General features: G+C 68.6%; 20 protein-coding genes. 7 read left to right on the top strand and 13 right to left on the bottom strand.

The window, feature by feature from the left end:
- Positions 1 to 13: 13 nt before the first annotated feature.
- Positions 14 to 757, bottom strand: coding sequence for an FAD:protein FMN transferase (locus tag B141_RS0104360; RefSeq protein WP_020573954.1), 744 nt, complete (start codon positions 755 to 757; stop codon positions 14 to 16).
- A 49-nt stretch (positions 758 to 806) separates the two neighbouring features.
- Positions 807 to 1,073, bottom strand: a complete 267-nt coding sequence (locus B141_RS48985) for an FMN-binding protein (RefSeq protein ID WP_020573953.1) — start codon at positions 1,071 to 1,073, stop codon at positions 807 to 809.
- Positions 1,074 to 1,128: 55 nt separating this feature from the next.
- Here B141_RS48985 and B141_RS50210 point away from each other — a divergent pair, with 55 nt between their 5' ends.
- Complete coding sequence (locus tag B141_RS50210; protein ID WP_020573952.1) at positions 1,129 to 1,302, top strand: hypothetical protein; 174 nt, start codon at positions 1,129 to 1,131, stop codon at positions 1,300 to 1,302.
- A gap of 213 nt (positions 1,303 to 1,515) precedes the next feature.
- On the opposite strand, the gene B141_RS0104350 is transcribed toward B141_RS50210, so the two are convergent.
- Positions 1,516 to 2,937 (bottom strand): ferredoxin reductase family protein, encoded by a 1,422-nt coding sequence (locus tag B141_RS0104350; protein WP_020573951.1) that lies wholly within the window; start codon positions 2,935 to 2,937, stop codon positions 1,516 to 1,518.
- 245 nt (positions 2,938 to 3,182) lie between these two features.
- On the opposite strand from B141_RS0104350, the gene B141_RS0104345 reads away from it, so the two are divergent.
- The 4 genes from B141_RS0104345 to B141_RS52130 all read left to right on the top strand — a co-directional run bounded on the left by B141_RS0104345 (position 3,183) and on the right by B141_RS52130 (position 6,881).
- On the top strand, positions 3,183 to 3,938 hold the full coding sequence (locus tag B141_RS0104345; protein ID WP_020573950.1) for a response regulator transcription factor: 756 nt from the start codon (positions 3,183 to 3,185) through the stop codon (positions 3,936 to 3,938).
- A 74-nt stretch (positions 3,939 to 4,012) separates the two neighbouring features.
- A complete protein-coding gene (locus B141_RS0104340; RefSeq protein ID WP_020573949.1) occupies positions 4,013 to 5,467 on the top strand; it encodes a sensor histidine kinase in 1,455 nt (484 codons plus the stop codon).
- 279 nt (positions 5,468 to 5,746) lie between these two features.
- A complete protein-coding gene (locus tag B141_RS52135) occupies positions 5,747 to 6,148 on the top strand; it encodes a DUF222 domain-containing protein (RefSeq protein WP_026256899.1) in 402 nt (133 codons plus the stop codon).
- A 46-nt stretch (positions 6,149 to 6,194) separates the two neighbouring features.
- On the top strand, positions 6,195 to 6,881 hold the full coding sequence (locus B141_RS52130) for an HNH endonuclease signature motif containing protein (protein WP_026256898.1): 687 nt from the start codon (positions 6,195 to 6,197) through the stop codon (positions 6,879 to 6,881).
- Between the two features lie 41 nt (positions 6,882 to 6,922).
- Here the strand turns inward: B141_RS52130 and B141_RS38830 are convergent, their stop codons facing one another.
- Genes B141_RS38830 through B141_RS38825 form a run of 3 tightly spaced genes read right to left on the bottom strand, consistent with a single transcriptional unit; the run spans position 6,923 to position 9,393 of the window.
- On the bottom strand, positions 6,923 to 7,288 hold the full coding sequence (locus B141_RS38830; RefSeq protein WP_084678082.1) for an integrase core domain-containing protein: 366 nt from the start codon (positions 7,286 to 7,288) through the stop codon (positions 6,923 to 6,925).
- Positions 7,266 to 7,868: a hypothetical protein gene (locus B141_RS0104320; RefSeq protein ID WP_026256897.1), complete on the bottom strand. Its 603-nt coding sequence runs from the start codon at positions 7,866 to 7,868 to the stop codon at positions 7,266 to 7,268. Before B141_RS0104320 ends, B141_RS38830 begins: the two co-directional genes overlap by 23 nt.
- 40 nt (positions 7,869 to 7,908) lie before the next feature.
- Positions 7,909 to 9,393 (bottom strand): hypothetical protein, encoded by a 1,485-nt coding sequence (locus tag B141_RS38825; protein ID WP_020573946.1) that lies wholly within the window; start codon positions 9,391 to 9,393, stop codon positions 7,909 to 7,911.
- Positions 9,394 to 9,597: 204 nt separating this feature from the next.
- Between B141_RS38825 and B141_RS0104310 the strand changes: the two genes are divergently transcribed.
- Positions 9,598 to 9,951 (top strand): cupin domain-containing protein, encoded by a 354-nt coding sequence (locus B141_RS0104310; protein ID WP_020573945.1) that lies wholly within the window; start codon positions 9,598 to 9,600, stop codon positions 9,949 to 9,951.
- Between the two features lie 54 nt (positions 9,952 to 10,005).
- Positions 10,006 to 10,839: an alpha/beta fold hydrolase gene (locus tag B141_RS38820; RefSeq protein WP_020573944.1), complete on the top strand. Its 834-nt coding sequence runs from the start codon at positions 10,006 to 10,008 to the stop codon at positions 10,837 to 10,839.
- Here B141_RS38820 and B141_RS0104300 read toward each other — a convergent pair.
- From B141_RS0104300 to B141_RS0104270, 7 genes are all read right to left on the bottom strand, one after another.
- Positions 10,809 to 12,140, bottom strand: a complete 1,332-nt coding sequence (locus B141_RS0104300) for an LLM class flavin-dependent oxidoreductase (protein ID WP_020573943.1) — start codon at positions 12,138 to 12,140, stop codon at positions 10,809 to 10,811. The two genes, B141_RS38820 and B141_RS0104300, sit on opposite strands and share 31 nt — an antisense overlap.
- Positions 12,134 to 12,916: an ABC transporter ATP-binding protein gene (locus B141_RS0104295; protein ID WP_020573942.1), complete on the bottom strand. Its 783-nt coding sequence runs from the start codon at positions 12,914 to 12,916 to the stop codon at positions 12,134 to 12,136. The genes B141_RS0104300 and B141_RS0104295 overlap by 7 nt, the downstream gene beginning before the upstream one ends.
- Entirely contained in the window at positions 12,892 to 13,776 is an 885-nt protein-coding gene (locus B141_RS0104290; RefSeq protein ID WP_020573941.1) for an ABC transporter permease, read from the bottom strand. The genes B141_RS0104295 and B141_RS0104290 overlap by 25 nt, the downstream gene beginning before the upstream one ends.
- Positions 13,777 to 13,810: 34 nt before the next feature.
- Positions 13,811 to 14,902, bottom strand: a complete 1,092-nt coding sequence (locus B141_RS38815) for an ABC transporter substrate-binding protein (protein ID WP_020573940.1) — start codon at positions 14,900 to 14,902, stop codon at positions 13,811 to 13,813.
- Between the two features lie 46 nt (positions 14,903 to 14,948).
- Complete coding sequence (locus B141_RS0104280; RefSeq protein ID WP_020573939.1) at positions 14,949 to 15,467, bottom strand: flavin reductase family protein; 519 nt, start codon at positions 15,465 to 15,467, stop codon at positions 14,949 to 14,951.
- 364 nt (positions 15,468 to 15,831) lie between these two features.
- A complete protein-coding gene (locus B141_RS0104275) occupies positions 15,832 to 17,328 on the bottom strand; it encodes an FGGY-family carbohydrate kinase (RefSeq protein WP_020573938.1) in 1,497 nt (498 codons plus the stop codon).
- A 5-nt stretch (positions 17,329 to 17,333) separates the two neighbouring features.
- The gene (locus B141_RS0104270; RefSeq protein WP_020573937.1) at positions 17,334 to 18,377 is read right to left on the bottom strand and encodes a 2-hydroxyacid dehydrogenase; all 1,044 of its coding nucleotides are present in this window, start codon (positions 18,375 to 18,377) and stop codon (positions 17,334 to 17,336) included.
- Positions 18,378 to 18,398 lie beyond the last annotated feature (21 nt).

Raw genomic sequence — 18,398 nt, 5'->3', positions numbered from 1 at the left:
GGATGTCGCGGCCCTACCCCGCGGCACGCTGGGTGGGCGGGACATCACCGATCGCCGGGAAGCCGTCGCTCCACCAGGTCCGCCCGTCGGCCAGGACGACGTACGCGTCAAAGCCGTCGAGCGTGGGCAGCCAGTCAAGCGCGGTGTGCCCCATGGCGAGCGCCGCCGTGGCGTAGGCGTCGGCGTGGGTCAGATCCGGGCCGACGACAGTGACGCTCGCCAGGTCCTCCGCCGGCCGGGGGGTGTGCGGATCGAGGACATGGGCGCCCCGTTCGGCCGTGCCCGAGGTCGCGACGGCGAAGTCCGTACCCGCGACGGACGTCGTGAGGCGGGTACGGTCGTGCGGGTCGACGATCCCGACCCGCCACGGGCGCGCGGGTTCGGGACTCCCGAAGGACCGCACGTCCCCGCCGGCGTTGATCGAGTGGCTCGTCGATCCGGCGGTACGCAGGATCTGGTCGGCCTGGTCGATCGACCAGCCCTTGACCACACCGGACGGATCGAGGCGACCGGCGTAGCGGACGTCGAAGTACCCGCTGGTTCGATCCGCCAGCTCCGCACTCAGGTCGAGGATCCACGCCACCGTGTCGGGACACTCGTACGGGCTGATCTCCCCGCGGTCGAGCCGACTGATCGCGCTGTCGGACCGGTAGGTGCTGAACGTCGCGTCCACGGCGTGCAGCCACCGGGTCACGGCCGCGACCGCCTCGTCGCTGATCGACGGGTCGCGGACGTCGACGGTCACGACCGTGCCCATTACGTGCTCCACGTGGCGCGGGCCGCGCGGCCGGGCTTCGGACGTCACCTCAGACACCCGCCTGGTCGAGCGCCGACTGGAGCGACCGGATGTAGCCCTCACTGGTGTAGGTGGCGCCGGAGACCGAGTCGATCTGGGCGCTCTGCGCGGCGAGAGCTTCCTTGCGAAGCTCCGGAGCCGCGTACGACGCGATGTCCCTATCGCGCTGGTTGGCGTCCGGCAACCGCACCGCGGTGAGGTCGACGAGCTTCGTACCCTTCAGCGTCACCTTGACCTGCACGGGACCGTACTGCGTATCCACCAGCTCGCCCGTCACCGTCCGCTGGGGAATCTGCGTGGGGGTGGGACGCGGAGGGGTCGTTGGACGCCGCGTGGGGGTTGGCTTGCTGGTCGAGGTCGAGCGGTCTGTCAAGTGGGCCTTGCGGGTCGGGCTCGGGCTGCCGGTCGGGCTGGGGCTGCTGGTCGGGCTGGGACTGCTGGTCGGGCTGGGACTGCTGGTCTCGCTTGGAGTGCTGGTCTGGCTGGGGCTGGGGCCCACGGTCTGACTGGGGCTGATCGCCCGGCTGGGCCTGTTTGTCAGCGTTGGGTTGGCAGCCGGGGACTGGACGCCACTGGCGAGCGAGAGTCCACCACCCGTTCCCCCTTGGGTTTTGACGCCCAGCAGCAGGACCAGGCCGGCGATCGTCGACAGGACGGCCAGGGCGACGCGTCTCATCGCATGCTCCTCAGATTCATGGCGTACTCCTCAGATTCGCTTGCTAGAACGTGAAGTCCTCGTGGTGGATGCGTCGGATGGGTACGCCACACGTGCGAAGCGACTCGATGACCGTGTCCGTCATGCCGGACGGCCCGCAGATGTAGACGTCCCGCTCGGCGATGTCAGGGACGAGTTGACGCAACGAGCCCGGGTGGAACGGATCGCCGCGGTGTTCCTCCGACTGGCTCAGCAGGTAATGCACCGGCGCCTGCCGGGCGGCGGCCAGCTGATCGAGTTCGTGGCGGAATACCAGGTCGACCGGCGACGTCGCACGGTAGAGCAGGGTGAGCCGTCCTGGCGCGGCCGGCAACGACTCGAACAACGCGCGCAGAGGTGTGACCCCGACACCACCGGCCACCAGCAGGACACCGTGCCGGCTGCGGCGGCGGGCGGTGAGGGCGCCGTACGGTCCTTCGGCCAGCACCTTCGTCCCAGGACGGAGACCCTGCAACTGGCCGGTGTGGTCGCCGAGTGCCTTGATCGTGACGCGTAACCAGTGCGGGTTGGGCGCAGCAGACAGCGAGTACGGGTGCGACTGCCACCAGAAGCCCTTGCTCAGAAAGCGCAGTCGCAGGAACTGCCCGGCCTCGGCGTTCAACTCCGCGAGTCGAGACCCGGTGAGATAGACCGACACCACACCGGGCGCTTCGGCGCGTACGTCGGCGACGACCAACCGGTGCCGCCAGCTGTTCCGCAGGGGCACCACGACCCGGCACCACACCAGCAGCGCGGTCACCGCGGCGTACGCGGCGATCCATGCCAGCCGGGCAACCGGGTTCGTCACGAACTGCGCACCGGTTTCGATCTGGTGGAGGAACGCCAGGCCGATCCCGACGTACGTCAGCAGGTGCGGGAGGTACCACGCCTCGTAACTCATCCGGCTTCGCACGTTCCGGATCGAGAGCACCCCCACGAGCACGAACAACGCGCCACCGATGGCGGCCCACAGCACGTACGGGTAACCGGTGAGCAGGCTCAGCGCCTGGTGGACGAGCCCGGTGTGGCCGGTCGACGCGTACCCCACGAGGATCAGCAGCCCGTGTGCCACCACGAGGCTCACGACGTACCTTCCGGCCATGCCGTGCACCCGCGCCAACCGGTCGGCGCCAACCACCCGCTCGAGTACCGGAATCCGTGCCATCAGGGCGAGCAGGATGATGACGAGATAGCCGGCGTACAACCCGGTCAGCCGGCCGGCCTCGGTGAGCTCGCCGCCGACCGATCTTGGTGGGAGCGTGCTGCTCCACCACAACCACGTGATCGCGAGGCCGCCGACGATGATCAGGGCCCACAGGACGGACGGAGAGTGGCGGAGCAGGTACGCCCGGAGCTCGTGCCCGGGACCAGTCGCGAAGGGCGCCCGATGCCGGCGCCGCTTGACCGTGGACCTGCCGGCCACACCGGCGCTCGCAGTCTCACGCATGCTGCCAATCGTGTGGGTTTCGCCTGTGCGTACCCGGTGTCCAGCCTGTGGAGTTCCTGTGAAACAGGGACGGCCGCGTTCTTTCACAGCTCCCGCACAGCAAATCCACAGCGGCCGCTCAGAATCGGTACCCAAGGTGTTTCAGTAGGAACAGGCTGTCCACGGTGGGGCGCCGCTAGGAACCCTCACCGGAGATCTGGCAAACCTCGGGATCTCGGCCTTTCCATGAGGAGCAACAGGTGGCAATGGCGAGCAGCGACGAGCACGACATACGGGAATCAAACGGACGCGAGATTCTGGACGAAAACCTCGAAAAGGCCATCAGGATTCTCGTCATAGACGACGAGCGCTATCTCGCGGAGATGATCGCCTCCGCCTTGCGCTACGAAGGTTGGCAAACGGCCGTGGCCTCCGACGCGGACGAAGCGCTGCGGCAGGTACGCGAATTCGCACCGTCGGCCATCGTGCTCGACGTGATGCTTCCTGATATTGACGGATTCGAGCTCTTTTCTCTCATCCGGTCCAAAGGCGTCGATGCGCCGGTCATCTTCCTGACGGCGCGCGATGCCACCGAGGATCGGGTACGCGGCCTGACGATCGGTGGCGACGACTACGTGACCAAGCCGTTCAGCCTGGAGGAACTCGTCGCCCGGTTGCGCACCGTGATGCGACGTGCGACCGTCACGCCAGCCCGCGGGACCGGCATCCAGGTGGCCGATCTGGTGCTCGACGAGGACACCCGGGAGGTCCGCCGTGGTGACCGGCTGATCGAGTTGACGCCGACGGAGTTCGAGCTGCTGCGGTTCCTGATGCGCAACACCCGCACCGTGCTGTCGAAGGCGCAGATCCTCGACCGGGTGTGGAACTACGATTTCGGCGGCAACACCAACGTCGTCGAGCTCTACATCTCCTACCTTCGCCGCAAGGTTGACGTGGGTGCCGAACCCCTCATCCACACGGTCCGCGGCGTCGGTTACGTCCTGCGTCCATCCCTTTCCTGAGCCCTGACAGGTCAGCGGTGCGGGTTCTCGGACGGCGAAGTGGAGGCGACCCAGGTCGTCGGGCGTACCACTCGGTGCGCGCCCTCGTGGCGCGGCAACCCCTACGGCGGCGAGTACTCGCGCTCGTCCTGCTCCTTACCGCGGTCGTCCTCCTCGCCGGCGGGTTGGCGACGACGAACGCGCTGCAGACCTATCTGCTCAGGCGTACCGACCAGCAACTCTCGCAGCTCACCCACCAGACCGCGAGCGCACTGGAGCAAGGTGAGGTTGACGACGCCCGCCTGGGCCTGCCACCCGAAGGTGCACTGCGGTTCCTCGTCAGCGGCAACGGATCGACCTCCGCGCTACCGCCCACCTGGCGCGACCGGAAGGGGACGCCAGTCGAGCTTCCCACCGCGGATGCGCAGAAGATCGCGCGCGACCTCCCCGGGAGTGATCCCCAGACCCTCGACGTCGCGGCCCTTTGTGGGCCGTACCGCTTCGCGGCGATGACGTTGGGGGACGGTAGTCGCCTCGTGGTCGGCCTGCCGCTGCATGCCATGGAGGAAACCGTACGACGCCTGCTGATCATCGAGTTGGCTGTCGGCGAAGTGGGGCTCGTCGTGACGGCGGTCCTGGGATCGTTGCTGATCCGGGTGGGACTGTCACCACTCGCCAGGATCACCGCGACCACTGGCCGGATCGCAAGCGCGGATCTCACCGGTCCGGGTGCGGGTGTGCGCCTGCGGGTCCCGGAGTTCCCGCCGCAGACCGAGGTCGGCCAACTCGGCTCGGGCCTGAACCACATGCTGGATGCGATCGACGGGTCCTTCGATGCCCGCAACGAGGCTGAGAGCCAGCTGCGGCAGTTCATCGCCGATGCGTCGCACGAGCTTCGTACGCCACTCGCCACCATCCGCGGCTACGCCGAACTCTCCGAACGCTCACGCCGGAAGGGCGATCTCGACCTGGCGGAGATGTCGACGGCGATGCGCCGGATCGCCGACGAGTCGGCCCGGATGAGCCTGCTGGTCGACGATCTGCTCCTCCTCGCCCGGCTCGACCAGGGCCGGCCGCTGGCACACAACGAGGTCGACCTGTGCCGGCTCGCGGTCGACGCGGCCAACGACTTCCGGGTACGCGACGACCAGCGGCCCATCCGGCTTGACGTACCCGCGGAAGCCTTGATCGTCTCCGGGGATGAGGCTCGGCTCCGCCAGGTGCTCGCGAACCTCCTTGCGAACGTGCACTTCCACACTCCGCCTGGCACCGGTGTCGACCTGCGCGTCGTTCCCGATGATGGCGATGCGCTGGTGGCGGTCCACGACAACGGGCCGGGGGTACCCACGGCGTCGATGACCCACGTGTTCGACCGGTTCTACCGTGGCGACACCTCACGGAACCGCGCCAGCGGTGGGACCGGCCTCGGACTCGCCATCGTGCAAGCGGTGGTTGACGCCCATCACGGCTCGGTCGTGCTCGACTCGACACCTGGCTCGACCACCGTCAGCGTGCGGCTCCCCCTGGACCGCGCGGCCAGCCTGCCCTGACGCCCCGCCTTCCCCCACCCCCTTCTCGTGATCATGTTCGTTGTGGTGAAGGGTTTCGGGACGTATAGCCCTATCTGGCTTCATGATCACGGGACGGGGCCTGGCGGTGGGCGGCTGGCATCGCAGGGCGTGTCGTTCTGGGTCGGGGGCACCCTTGTACGGCTCTATTGGCCAAGGGCGCCCCCGATCCAAACGATGGCCCTATCGGATGGCGGATGCCCTTGTTTTGTTGGGCTTTCGGGACCGGGTCTTGTCGGTGGTCGCCGCTAGTGTTCGGGCATGGATTCGACCTCGGCGGATGCGGGCCGGCACCGGTTCTCGGTGTTGGTGGAGCGGATACGTGCCCGTCTCGCCGAGGAGTCCGGTGCGCTGTTGTGGTCGGTTCCCGGTGACGAACTCACCGACCTGCTCACGAGCCTGGAAGCTCTCTCGGCGCAGCTGGAGGCCCTCCAACTTCAGGTGATCCGCGAGGCGGACCGGCAAGACCTCGGCCGAACGGCCGGTGCGACCAGTACGGCTGCCTTGTTGTCGTCGCTGCTGCGGATGCGTCCCGAACACGCCCGGGCGGCGGTACGCCTGGCGAACGACCTCGACACTGCCCTGCCGTTGGTGCAGCTTGCGTTGAACGCGGGTGAGATCAGCGCCGACCACGCTCGGGTGATCGCGAAAAGCGATCCGTGATCTACCGAAGGAAGCCGGACAGGAAACCAGGGCTTAGGCCGAACAGGTGCTGGTGGAGCATGCCCGCGCGTTTGACCCGAAAGACCTTGCCGGTCTGGGCAAAGCCGTCTTGAACTCTGTCGACCCGGACCTTGCCGACAAGGTGCTTGCGAAGAAGCTCGCCGAGGAAGAAGCCAAGGCTGCCCGGCGGTGTGAGTTGTCGCTGTACGACGCCCCGGACGGCTCCGGCACCTATCTTCACGGGAAGCTCGACCCGATCGCGGCCGACCGGTTCCGCACCGCCATCGAACCACTCTCCAAACCACTCCCGACAACCGCCGACGGGTTGGACCCCCGAAGCGCCGCCCAACGCAGAGGCGAAGCGCTCGACGAACTCGTCCGCCGCTACCTCGACTCCGGGACGTCCCCATCGCAGGGTGGGGAGAAGCCCCACATCGTTGTCACCATCACCGACGAAAACCTGGTCAACGGCACCGGGTTGGGACGGCTGCTGCGTACCGGCACCTACGTCTCCGCCCGCACCGTCCAGGAATGGGCGTGTGATGCGAAGGTCAGCTGGTTCGGCAACCGCGACGGCGAAGTCGCCCTCTCCGACGGCACCAGATTCTTCACCGGCAGGCTCCGCAAGTTGTTGGAGCTACGGGATCGGGGCTGTTCGTTCCCCGGCTGCGATCGCCCACCCGCCTGGTGCCACGGCCACCACATTCGTTCATGGCTCAACGGCGGCCCGTGAGGTGCCCGGCGTTTCCTGGATACGAACGCAGATGAACTATATCAGGCCGCTATGTTCTTTGTGAACCATTCTTCGAGCACTTCGGATGGTGGCCGGTATCCGTTCGCGGAATGAAGTCTACGTGGATTGTAGAAGCCCTCGATGTATCTGATGATCTCACGCCTTGCCTCGGCGCGGGTGGCGAACGTTCGATGGTGGACGAACTCGGTTTTCAGTTTACCGAAGAACGATTCGGCCATGGCATTGTCGAAACATACCCCGGTCCGACCGACCGACTGGCGGATGTCGTATTCCGCGAGTTTCGTCGCGAAGTCGAAAGAGGTGTACTGGNCCGCCGCGACCAGTCCGGCCAGCGAGTCCCGCCCCAATCCAGGTAGTGGCTCGCTAGCGCCCCGGGCGCTCTTCACCCATCGGACGTTTCGGCATCAGGTCGCGCCGCAGGCCCTTGAGCGCCGACTCGTCGGCGATACGTAGGGCCGTCGCGGTGTCGCCACTCTCGCTCGCGACCACGCGGACCGTCGTGCCCTTCTTGACGGAGCCGATGCCGTCGCGGGTCGCGTTGACCACGGTGTCGGCCTTGACGGCGTAGGTCTTGGTGTAGCCGTCGTCGCTCTTCACGGTGATCGACGTGTCGCTGACGCTCTGGACCGCTCCCCGCTGGGTGAGCAGCGTCTGGTAGCCGCCGCCGTCCTTGGGGATGACGAACTCGCCGTGCAGGGCGCCACCCATGCCGATCCCGAACCCACCCTTGCGTTCCGCGAAGTGGCCACGCAGTCGAGCGTCCTTGACCTTGTCAGACGTCGAACCATCAGACTTGTCCGGTTGGGTGCTGGCCGTGGGTGTGGGTGCGGCCTGGGATCCCGTGCCGGCCGCGGCAAGGTTGTCGGCCAGCGCGATTCCCCCGATGGTCAGAGCTGTGATCGTAGCGGCGGACACGGACACGCCGACGACTGTCGAACGGCTGACCCATCGCCTCACTGGGCGCATGCTGCTTCTCCTTTCGACGCGCGTCTTCCAGATGGCATGCCTACCATCGCGCGTCGAACTGAGACCAGCCTGGGCGCCACCTGGAAATTCCCTGGGAGCCTGAGCGATGGTTGCTCAGCGCACGGTCGCCGGCCCAGTACGCCTCCACGGCCCCGAGGCAGCGAAGCGTCATCCGCAGGTCGAGCGGCGGCGTCGCCGGCAGGACCCCCGGGAGTCCGCGCAGCGCCGCGTCGTACCTCGCCAAGGTGTCGAAGTGCGCCGGCCATCCTCGTTCCGTCCCAGCGAGGAAGCGGATCGTGCCCGTCACGTGCTCGGCGAGTCCCGCCCACGCACGCGGCGGCGTCGCGCCCACCGACGCGACGCCGTTCGGGAAGAGGAGAACGTCGACGTCGTGGTACGGCGCACCCGCCGCCGCGGCGGCCTCGAGGTGGCGAGCGACAGCCTGGCGGGCCGGCTCGACTCCGAGAAGGGTCCAGTACGCCACGGAACCGCTGCGCGCCGCCGCCACCGGGTCGAGCAGCACCGACGACTCGACCAGCAACCGGTCACCGGGCGCGCCGGCCTTGCGCAGGCTGTCACGAAGCTGTGCCGCAACTGGTTCCGCCAACGCCTGCGGTGACGGGGTCCGTAACCGGATCAGCTCCTGCCCGGTCCTGCTCGTCCAGCGCGTCAACGCCTCCGCGAGCCCCGGGTCGAAGCCCCATTCGGCTTCCGGGCTGGTGCCGTCGGGCTCGGGTACGGCGAACGCGGTCAGAGTCGAACCCTGGGCCCGCAGGAACGCCGCGACCCGCTCCGAGCCGCGCAGGTACTCCTCGGCGGCGATCCCGCCAGGCGTTCCGGTCTGGAAGACGTGCCGTTCGGCAACTCGGGTCGTCGGCCAGGTGGAGGTGTCCTCGAGGAGCACGATCGGTGCGCCCGGCGCGAGGCAGTCGGCGAGGAACATCGCGTACGCCGCCGGCAGAGATGTCCACTTCAGCCGCAGGGACAGCGCCTGGCTGGTCCGCAGCCGGTCGTGGTTCGGGTCGTGCAGATGGTGGAGCTCGATGTCGGGGTGACGGTCGAGCAAGGGCGCCGCCGTCCGCGCACCGAACTCCATCGCACGGTCCGGCCGGTCAGGGTCGTTCCCCGGCCAGCGGACGGTGACTGGCAAGGTTTGCGGCAGCCACGGAACTCCCGCCGCCGCACACACGTGGAGCGCGGCGCCGTTGGCCGAGCCGATCACGACACCGGGGTACCTCCGATGGTCGTAGTGACCGACCACCCAGCGGGCCGCCGCCTCCAGGTCGAGTTCGGCGAGCCGGTCCGGTGGGAGACCAGTCCGGCCACCCAACACGGCGTACGCCTCCCGGCGGAGCTTCTCCGGCAGGGCGCCCGACGCGAGGACCGCGCGGGTACGAAGACCGCCGCCGCGAAGGTACGACACGCTCTGGTCCCGTAGCGCGGCAGAGGCGACCCGCAGCATCGCCGCGGTCGGGCCACCAGCACCGATCGCCTGCTGTAGGAGGGGATCCGCCGTGGAACTCATGGCACCTCTGCCCGGTCGCGGCGTACACCGTCAACCAACGCTTGCTTCACCTCCTGCGCCTACCCCACCGCCCCATCGGCAAACGGCCGCGGCGGCGTGGCCCGACCTCACCCGGACAGCGCTGAGTTGCAGCGATGAATTGTGCGGCCGGCATGCGTCATACCGATGACGGCAGGCCGACGGACACGGAGGGAGACCCGGCTCGTGAGCGGACGCGAGGACAAGCCCGCAAGGTCTGAGGCACTGGCGGACGACGGCGATGACCAGCAGCCGCGCATACTCGGCCGGCGCCCCGGTCCGGCGTTCACGACCAGGGTGACCACCCTTCCTCCCGGCGGTTCACTGGCGTACGACGAAACCGCCTGGCGGGACGCCCTCGTCATCGTGAGGTCGGGTGAGGTCGAGCTCGAGTGTGCGGCCGGCGGGCGGCGTACCTTCGCGGCGGGCGACCTTCTGTGGCTCACCGGTCTTGAGTTGCGGGTGCTCCACAACCACGGCGACCAGCCGGCCGTCCTGGTGGCGGTCGCCCGGCGGGGTCGGCGGCGCTCGCAGGCCTGACGGCGAGCCGCGTCCGCGAGCCGACCAACCCCCGCGGTGCGGCATGCTGCCCCTATGCGCGCGTTCCTCCTTCCGGGGTACGACAGTTGGGTCCGCTACCTCGAACTCCCGGGCTCTGCCCCCACCCACGTCTACCTCGCCGGCCTTGGTTCGGCCGCCACCGCGGACTTTCCCGCGCTGGTCACCAGCCCTGCCCTGCGGGGGCGTCGATCCCTGCTGATCGATCTGGTCGGCACCGGATGGAGTGACCCGGCCGAGTCGTTCGGGTACACCATCGAGGAGCACGCCGATGCCGTCGCGGCCGTCCTGGACTCCCACGACCTACGAGACTCGGTGGTCGTCGGTCACAGCCTGGGCGGCTCCGTCGCCATCGCGCTGGCCTTCCGCCGGCCCGACCTCGTGAGCCGCCTGGTGGTGTGCGAACCCAACCTCGACCCGGGCATCGGGACCCTCAGCCGGCACATCGCCAACCAGTCAGAGCACGCGTTCGTGAGTCGGGGGTACGACGCCCTGCGCGCCGTCGTCGACCGCGACGAACGCGCCGCGGGCTTCTCGGTCTTCCACGCGACCACCGGGCGCTGGTCGCCGCGGGGCATGTACCTCACCTCGGTGTCGCTGCTGGCTGACCGGACGCCGACCTTCCGCACGCAGCTCGCCGGGCTGGCGAAGCCCCGCGCGATCCTAGTCGGCGCCCGGTCCACCTACCTCGACCTGACCGGTCTGGTGCCCGCAGGCGTCACCGTGCTCCACGTCCCAGACGCCGGGCACGTCATGACGTACGACAATCCGCAAGGGTTCGCCGCCACGATCGCCGCGGCCACGGCCAGCGCCACCTCCGACGAACCCCGCGACCTCTCTCAGGCGGTTCGTGCCGGCGACTCGGCGTAGCGGCTGGACGGGCGCGGCAGGCCGTAGTGGTCGCGCAGCGTCGTTCCGGCGTACTCGGTCCGGAAGAGGCCGCGCCGCTGGAGCAGGGGCACCACCTGCTCGGTGAAGTCGGCCAGCCCACCGGGCAGGTACGGCGGCATGATGTTGAACCCGTCGGCCGCCCCCTGCGTGAACCACCGCTCGATGTGGTCGGCCACCTGCTCCGGCGTACCCGCGAAGACCCAGTGCCCCCGGCCGCCCGCGAGCCGGTGCAGCAACTGCCGGATGGTCGGCTTCTCCCGGTCGATGATGTCGAGGACCAGCACGAACCTGCTCTGCGCACCCTCCACCGACTCGACGTCACCGAAGGCGTCCGCGGGAACCGGCCCGTCGAGTGGGTGGGCGGAGAGGTCGACGCCGGTCAGTCCCTTGAGCTGGCGCAGGCCGTACGCCGGCACGGTCAGCTCGTTGAACTCCCGCTCCAGGGCGCGGGCCCCCTCCTCAGTACTGCCGATGAACGGGCTCAGGCCCGGCAACACCTTGACGTGTGCGGGATCGCGCCCGAGCGTCGCCACGCGCTGCTTGATGTCGGCGTAGAACTCCTGGGCACTCGCCAGGGTCTGGTGGGCGGTGAAGATCGCCTCCGCGTAGGTTGCCGCGAACCCGCGACCATCCTCGGAGGAACCCGCCTGCACCAGGACCGGATGTCCCTGAGGTGAGCGCGGCGCGTTCAGCGGACCCTTGACCTGGAACTCCGGTCCGACGTGTCCGACCTCATGGATCCGGCTGTCGTCGGCGTAGATCCCGGCTGCGGTGTCGTTGACGATCGCATCGTCCTCCCAGCTGTCCCAGAGCTTCAGGACGACGTCGACGAACTCCCGCGCCCGCTGGTAGCGGCTCTGGTGGGCGGGGATCGCGTCCAGGCCGAAGTTTTGGGCGGCGGCCAGACCCGCGGTTGTCACGATGTTCCAGCCCGCCCGGCCACCGCTGATGTGGTCGAGCGAAGAGAACAACCGGGCCAGGTTGTACGGCTCGTAGTAGCTCGTCGATGCCGTCGAGATCAGGCCGATCCGCTCGGTCGCGACGGCGACCGCGGTGAGCAGGGTGATCGGCTCGAACGCCGAATGGACCCGATGCCGTATGTCCTGGCGAAGCGCCGGGCCGTCGGCGAGAAACACCGCGTCGAGCTTGGCGCGTTCGGCGAGCTGGGCGAGTTCCTGGTAGTGCCGGATGTCATGCGCCCGCTCCGGCTGGGTCTTCGGGTAACGCCAGGACGCTTCGTGATGGCCCGTCGTCATGAGGAACGCGTTGAGGATCAGCATTCGGCATTCCCTTCGTCGTCTTGCGTAATACCGACTCCGAGCGCGGCGAGCAGGATCTCCCGGTGCTCGATGAAGCGCGGGTCGCGGTGCGCTCGCGGTGTGGGCAGGTTGTTGGGGCGATCCAGCACGATCCGGCCCTCGTCGAGGACCAGCACCCGGTCGGCGAGGACGACCGCCTCGTCGACGTCGTGGGTGACGAGGAGCACCGCGGGACGGTGGCGTTCGCAGAGTTCACGAAGCAGGCCGTGCATGCGGATCCTGGTGAGCGCGTCCAGGGCGCCGAAGGGTTCGTCGGCGAGGAGGAGTTCGGGCTCACGGACCAGGGAGCGGGCCAGCGCGACGCGTTGTTGTTCACCGCCGGAGAGCTCGGTGGGCCAGGCGCGCTCACGGCCGGCCAGTCCGACCTCGGCGAGTGCCGCGACGCCGCGTTGCCGTGCGCCGGGACCGCCGCTCAGGCCGAGGACGACGTTCGGCAGGACCCGCGCCCACGGCAGCAGCCGGGAGTCCTGGAAGACGACGGAACGGTTCTCGGGAACGTCGATGTCGCCTTCGCCCGCGACGTCGTGGTCGAGTTCGGCGAGCGCGCGGAGCAGGGTGCTCTTGCCCGAGCCGCTACGGCCGAGCAGGGCGACGAACTCCCCCGGCTCGATCGTCAGGTCCACCCGGTCCAGGACCGTCCGGTCGCCGAACCGCCGGGTCAGCCCGGTCGTCCGCACCGCGAGCCGGGCGATGTCGGGTGCTGGCGGTGCGCTCAGCCGGCCAGCGTACGTCGCCATGACAGCACCCGCCCTTCCACGAAACGTACGAACGTGTCGGAGGCGAGCCCGAACAGCGCGTACACCACCAGGCCGACCACGATCACGTCCGTCTGCCCGTAGTTGCGCGCCTGCGACATGAGATAGCCGATCCCGCTGGTGGCGTTGATCTGCTCCACGACCACCAGGGCGAGCCACGACACGGTGACGGAGATCCTTAGTCCGGTGAAGAAGCCCGGCAGGGATCCGGGCAGAGCCACCCGCCAGATGAACTCCCAGCGGCGCAGGCCAACGGTCTCGGCCAACTCGGCATAGCGGGAGTCGATTCCGCGCAGGCTCGCGTGCGTGTTGATGTAGACGGGTACGAAGACGCTGAGCACGATCATCGTGACCTTCATGCCTTCGCCGATGCCGAACCAGATGATGGCGAGCGGGATCAGCGCCAGTGACGGGATCGCGCGTTTGATCTGCACCGGACCGTCGATCAGGGCCTCACCGATCCGGCTGAGGCCTGCCGCCAGGGCAAGCACGACGCCGGCGGCCACGCCGATGACGAGGGCGATGACGGCCCGGGTCAGCGAGGTGGTCAGGTTCGACTGCAGCCGTCCGTCCGCGATGAGCTCACCGGCGGTCGTGACCACCGTCCACGGTGGTGAGAGCGTGCGCGCGTCGAGGATGCCGACCGCTGAGGTGACGACCCAGGCCGCCAGGAGGAGTACCGGTCCGAGCAGGCGGTAGCCGGGGATCGGGCGGCCGGGTGCGAGCCGTCGGCGGGTGCGCCGCCGCGTGGTCTGGCGCTGGTCGGCCTGAAGGTTGGTCGCGGCACCGGCGTTGGACTTCGTGGTGAGGTGGCGGGTGGATTCGGTCGAGGTCGCACTCATGGGTGGGCCTCCGTTGACGTCGGAACTCTCATGCTCAGCGCACATCCTTCGGCTCGGTGCGCGCACCGATGTCGGTCACGACCTTCTCGATCACGGGATCGAACCGCAGATCGAACTCCTTGGCGGCGTCGAGCGGTTTGGGGAGTTCACCGGCCGCTTTGATCAGGTCGATGGTGCGTTGCTGGGTTTTGACGAGATCAGCGAGTTTGGGAAATCCGGGAATGCCATTGGCGGCGACGATGCGATCCCCGTCGGCCTTGCTGATGTGTTGGTTGCGGACGTAGTAGGAGTCCACCCATTCCTTCGGGTGGTCGCTCACCCATTGCTGCGCGCGGATCCAGTGCTCGACGTACACCCGTACCGCGGCTGCCTTGGCGGGGTCTTCGAGCACCTGGCGCCGCGCGTAGACATAGCTGAGGCCGGTGGACAGGTCATGGGTCTCGCTTTCGGAAATCACCTCGCCTCCTTTTGCCTTGGTGGCTTCGATAAACCGGGTGAGGTTGGGTTCGCCGAGCGGAGCCACGTCGACCTGGCCGGTGCGGACCGCATCGAGGAAATCTCCGAGCTGGAGCCGGGTGAGCTCGACATCGGTCGTCGTCAACCCCGCCTTGTCAAGGGCGCGCAGGACGATCGCCTGCTGGGCCGTGCCTTCGGCGTACGCGATCCGCTTGTCCTTGAGGTCAGCCAGCGTGCGGACGTTCGCCCCGGGTGCCACCGCGAGCCGGGTGTTGCGGCTGGAACGCTGGACCGCGGCGACGATCGGCACGTCCTCACCAGAGGCCTGTGCCTGGATGGGTGGAGTGTCCCCGACGCCGGCCACGTCGGCCGCACCGGCACGGAACGCTTCGAGAATCGCCGGACCACCGGTGAAGTTGGCGAACTCCACGGTGAAAGGAAGTTTGTCGAGTTCCCCGGATGCCCGCAGCGCGCTCTGGGTGTTCTCGCTCTGGTCGGCCACCACCAGCTTCGTTCCCGCTGGCACCTTGCTGGGAAGTTCGCCGGCGCTGGGCACCGCTCGGGTGCCGTCGGGTTCGGTGGCCGCTCCGCTGTTCCCGCAGCCGGCCAGGGCCGCCAACGCCAGCGCGAGCACGGCCGACGGGATGGCGGCACGAAAGGTGCGCTTCATGTGAGGTCCTTGAGGTTCTTGGGATTCGTTCTTGGTCGTGCGTACGTCAGATCGGCTGGATACCGGCGTAGCTGCCGGAGTGGTACGCGAGCGGCGGATAGTCACGGTGCAACGTCACCTTGACGACGCGGGCGACAACGAGCGCGTGGTCCCCGGTGGGCTGGCGATGCTCGATCGCGGCAACGAGGTGACAGGGGACCTCGTCCAGCACCGGCTCGCCGCTTTGGAGCCGCGACCACCGCAGAGGCGCGGCGAACCTGTCGATCCCACTCGTCGCGAATCGTCGCGCGATGGGATGTTGGTCGACGCTGAGGAAGTTCACCACCACGGTGTCGGCCGCGGCCACGACTGGCCAACTCGACGCCGTCGTCGAGAGGGCGAACGCCAGCAGGGGCGGGTCCAACGACACTGACGCCAACGACGTGGCGGTGAATCCGGCCGGTCCGTTTCCGGCATCAGCGGTGATGACCACGACTCCGGCGGCGTGGCGCCTGAACGCTGATCGGAAGCCCTCGGTAGCCGAAGTGGTCTGAATGTGGGCGGTCGAAGCTACGGAAATCGTCATGCCAACCTCCTCCTGGGAAGGTGGAAAGACCGCAGGCAGACACAAGGCTTCGGGCCGCATGGAAACGACCCGTGCCTTCAGGTGAGCGTGGGGAATGTGGAGTCGGGGCACCCTTGCCCAGAAGAGCCGTTCATGGGGTGACCCAGACCCACGACGGCGAAGCGTCCGGCAGGTTCCCCCACCCGCGCGGCAACAGGATCAGAGGATCAAAGACACAGGTCGCTGGCGACGCGCTTGAAGTCAATCGCGCGGCGGGAGGTGAGAACGTCGACCCCGGGCATAGTCCTACTATTTCAATAGGAATTGGCTGGAGCCAGCGGCATCTTGCCATCCGGACAACGCGCGTCGCCCGGAGAACCGGACCTCAGGTGAGCTCAGGCCACAGCTCCCGCAGAGCCGAGGCCGCATGGAGGAAGCGGTGATATGTGTCGGCGAGTACCTCGCGCCGGCCCGGGTCCGGAGCATGCCGGCGGGCGATCGTCACCATCTCGGCCAGCTCGTCCAGCGAGGCGTACCACCCGACGCCGAGCCCGGCGAGCAGCGCGGCCCCGCGCGCACCTGTCTCCGCGCAGTCGGGGATCTCGACCTCCAGGTCGAGGGCGTCGGCGTACATCTGGGACCAGACCACGCTCCGGGCAACACCACCAGACAGCCGGGCCACGCCCGTCACCGCGAACTTCTCTCGCAGCGAGTCCACGTGCACCCGGTGGCCGAGGACCACGCCCTCCATCAGAGCGCGTACCAGGTCGCCGCGCTGGTGCCAGCCGCGTACGCCGAGGAACGCCGCACTGGCGGATTCGCCGTACGGCGAGCCGTAGAGGAACGGGTGGTAGAGCACCTGGCTGGGTCCGTCCAGGGCGGCCGCGGCCTCGCGTTCGAGTCCGGCATAGTCAGCGTCGTCGGCGCCCAGCCCGAACATCTTTCGCCACCAGTCAAGGTTTGTCGCCGAGGACGGGGACGTCGACATGTTGAGCCAGCGGCCAGGTTGGACGAAGCTGCGCGCCTGCCAGCGTTCGTCCACGACCACGGAGGTGCTCACGACCTGGTTGATGCTGAACGTCCCACCCACCAGGCTCAGTAGTCCGGGGTGGACGACGCCGGTGCCGACCGCCGTACCGTCGACGTCATGCGCGCCGGTCACGACCGGCGTGCCCGCGACGAGACCGGTCGCTCGAGCCGCCGCCTCGGTCACCTCACCGGCGATCGCGTGACTGGGCAGGATCGGCGGCAGCCGGTCGGCGAAGCGTTCCAGACCATAGAGAGCGAGGGCCTCCCCGGCGTAGTCCTGCGTGCGGACCGAGGTGAACGCCGAACTCGCCTCGCTCGCGTCCGTGGCGATCGCCCCGGTGAGCCGGAACCGCAACCAGTCCTTGCAGAACACCACCCACCTCGCGCGGTCGAGCACGTCCGGCTCGTAGCGCGCGAACCACGCCAGGAGCGCCGACGGTGAGCCCGCGAACGGCACCTGCCCGGTCAGCTCCAGCGCCCGCGCCCACATCGCCGAACGCCGCCACTCCGCGAGCACACCACCAGCCCGGGTGTCCATCGCGGTCACGGCGGGCCGCACCGGCGCGGCGTTCTCGTCCAGGAGGTACAAGCCGTCGTTGTGGCCGACGATCCCGGCCGCGGCGACCCTTTCACCCGTGACCTGCGCGGCCGCGAGCGCGCGGCGGATCGCGGTCGCGGTCGCCTGCCAGACCGCCTCCATGTCGCGTTCGACCCAGTGCGGCCGGGGAGTCGACAGCTCGACGCGGGCACTGCCGGCCCCGAGCTCACGCCCCTTGCGGTCGAAGACGCAGGCCTTCGTGACGGTCTGCCCCGCGTCGACGCCGAGCAGGAGGTCGCGGACTCCGCTGCCCATCGGCCTCAGGCCCAGCCGAGAGCGGGCGCGTTGACAGCGGTCGCGATCCGGCCGGTGCGGTCCAGCTCGGCGATGGCTTCGGCCACCAGCCGGGCCGAGCGAAGGTTGGTGGTTGTGGTGTCGCCGCCGAAGTGCGTCGTGATGGTCACGTTGTCGAGGGTGCGCCACGGGCTGTCGGGGGGCAAGGGTTCGGTGTCGAACACGTCGAGGGCCGCACCGGCGATCCGGCCCTCCGCGAGGACGGCGTACAACGCGTCGTAGTCGACCAGTCGGCTGCGCGAGGTGTTGACGAAGTACGCCGTGGGTTTCATCAACGCGAAGTGCTCGGCTTTGATGAACCGCTCGGTCTGCGGCGTCAGCCTGGCCAAGACATGAACGAAGTCCGACTCCCTGAACACAGTGTCAAGGTCGACTTGCGTCGCGTCGTACGACCGCAGGATGTCGGCGTCGACATACGGATCGCTGACAAGGAGGCGTACGTCGAAACCCCGCAGCCGGCGGGCCAGCTCGCGCCCGACATGACCGAAGCCGACCATGCCGACAGCGCTTCCGCCGACCTCATGGCCAGGCCCACCGAAGTCCTTACGCCATCCGCCGGCCTTCACCGACGCATCAGCACGGGCGATGTCGCGGGCCTCGCTCAGCATCAGGCCGATCGCGAGTTCGGCCACGGCCGAGGCGTTGCGGCCGTAGACCGGGACGACGGCGATGCCGCGGGCGGTGGCCGCTTCGACGTCGACGTTCTCCAGGCCGGTCCGGGCGAGGACGACCGCCCGCAGAGCCGCGCCAGCGTCGAGCACCGCGGCCGGGACCGGCGCGAAGTGCAACGCCAGCGCCTCCGCGTCGCTGACCGCCGCGACCACCTCCGCTGGGATGGGTACGGCATTCGGGCCCTGGTGCTCCATCACCTGCTGGGCCGCGTGCTGCTCCCCCTTGGCGCCGCGCCAGTCGACGGTGCGAACGTCGGCGGGCAACATGCCAAGGTCGACGAGCTGGTCGAGGTAGGCCGAAGCCGGGATGAAATGGTCACCGATCACCAGTGTGCGCATGGCGCCCTATTCTGCTGGCCT

The organism is Actinopolymorpha alba DSM 45243, assembly GCF_000373925.1.
Classification (GTDB): domain Bacteria; phylum Actinomycetota; class Actinomycetes; order Propionibacteriales; family Actinopolymorphaceae; genus Actinopolymorpha; species Actinopolymorpha alba.
Note: the sequence above shows the minus strand (reverse complement) of the source record. Positions and strands in the feature narration are given on the sequence as shown.